This window comes from Fredinandcohnia quinoae (assembly GCF_022427965.1).
GTDB classification, from domain to species: domain Bacteria; phylum Bacillota; class Bacilli; order Bacillales; family Bacillaceae_L; genus Ferdinandcohnia; species Ferdinandcohnia quinoae.
Map to the genome: position 1 here is coordinate 1 of NZ_JAKTTI010000075.1, position 1,901 is coordinate 1,901.

The 1,901-nt window shown below is 39.5% G+C and carries 1 protein-coding gene; it reads right to left on the minus strand.

Translation table 11 applies throughout. The features are described 5' to 3' along the window. Window positions 1–499 precede the first annotated feature (499 nt). Window positions 500–1,468 carry a Gfo/Idh/MocA family protein gene (locus MJG50_RS21915; RefSeq protein ID WP_240257903.1) on the minus strand — a complete coding sequence of 323 codons (969 nt, stop codon included), beginning with the start codon at window positions 1,466–1,468 and terminating at the stop codon, window positions 500–502. Window positions 1,469–1,901: the final 433 nt, after the last annotated feature.

Genomic DNA, 1,901 nt, shown 5'->3' on the forward strand with positions numbered 1-1,901 from the left:
GCCTGTAGTGGACTTTCACCACCGAGTATTCGCCCATGCAGGGCGCACAAAGGAACAAGTGCCCCTAAAGTGTGGCACTTGTTCTTTTTTTACATATTACTATTGAGATCTCCACTGAGATTTATACGTTTTTCTCGGGATTAGCTCGTTCCCACGAAGATTTGCACGCTTATCGCGATATTTGCACGTTATCACAAATATATGCGCGCTCTACTCGGGATTTGCACGCTTCCACAAATATTTGCGCGCTCAACTCGGGATTTGCACGTTACCACAAATATATGCGCGCTCAACTCGGGATTTGCACGCTTCGCCAAATATTTGCGCGCTCTACTCGGGATTTGCACGTTACCACAAATATATGCGCGCTCAACTCTGGATTTGCACGTTACCACAAATATTTGCGCGCTCAACGCGGGATATGCACGTTGCCCAGATTTTGAGTAATAAACTCCGATTTTACACGTTCATGAACCAGTAGAACCGTCCCCCTGGCCCACTATTTAAGCTCTGCTAATACTCGTTCGATCACTTGCATATTTTTAATTGTTTCTTCTCCACCGTATACTGGGTGGGCACCATTTAAGATGCATTCTGCAAAATGTTCAACCTGTAGAGCGTATTGGTCACCTTCAGCGATTTCCTCTCTTTCACCAGCTTCGGAAGTCACTTTGATCAGACCACAGGCACCTTCCCGATCTGGGCGGAAGGCATGTTTTACAAAAATGGATCCCTTCGTCCCAATAACCTCATACTGTTCTACTAATTGTTGTTCAAAGCTACAGTCAAAGCTTGCTAGAATACCACTTTCGAAGGATAAAAGACCACAAACTGTCGTATCTACATTCGTACCTGGATGATTAAGTGAAAATGCTGAAACCTTAACCGGCTCTTCTCCAGTAATCATTCTTGTTGCATGAATACAATAGCAACCCACATCATACACGACTCCACCACCTAATTCCGGGTTAAGTCGAATATTATTTGAATCCATTTCAAGTGGAAAAGAGAAGGTTGATTTAATAAGATTCACATCCCCAATTTCACCATTTGTGATAATCTCTTTCACTCGCTTATGCTGTGGGTGGAAATGATACATAAATGCTTCCATGAAAACAACGTTATTTTCACGACAAACAGCTACCATTTCTTTAATTTCCTCTACAGATAGTGCGGCTGGCTTTTCACATAGTACATGCTTCCCGCGTTTTGCTGCTTCAATTGTCCATTTTTTATGTAGCTGATTTGGAAGTGGGATATATACCGCATCAATTTCTGGATCATCTAATAAGTCCTCATATGTATTATAAAACTTAGGAATATTAAGTTCAGCAGCAAAGCTCTCTGCTTTTCCACTTCCACTTGCTACCCCTAAAACCTGTGCATTATATGACCGTTCAATTGCTGGAATAAGTGCTTTACGAGCAATATTTGCTGTGCTCAAAATACCAAAATTAATTCTAGCCATTCCATCCCCTCCACTTTTTTTATCATTTTATCCATATTCTCATATTCTCTGAATTTATTAAAGAGGGACTCAACAAATTTTGCAAATAGTCTTAAAATATTCATTCATTTAAAACAAAAACAACCTGATTGCATCTCATGCATTCAGGTTCTCTCTATCTCATCCACATTATCCACAAATCACCAGCATCTTATTAATTCGATTTTAATAGTTGTAGTAGTGATTTTAAGAAATCATCTGCTTGTTGTGGTAATACCTCAGGTAACTGTAACTCTGTTTTCATTATAGTAACCTCCGTTTCTATTATGCTTCTAGTAAACTAGTATTACCACTTGTGTAACCGATATACATTATTTGAAAAAAAAAGAGCATTTCCCTTTAAAATGGCACCCTTGTCAAGGACACTATAAAAAAAGAGATTAAGCAGCTAGAA

Coding starts and splice junctions, on each gene's coding strand:
- MJG50_RS21915 (WP_240257903.1), bottom strand. CDS start 1,468: ATGGCTAGAATTAATTTTGGTATTTTGAGCACAGCAAATATTGCTCGT.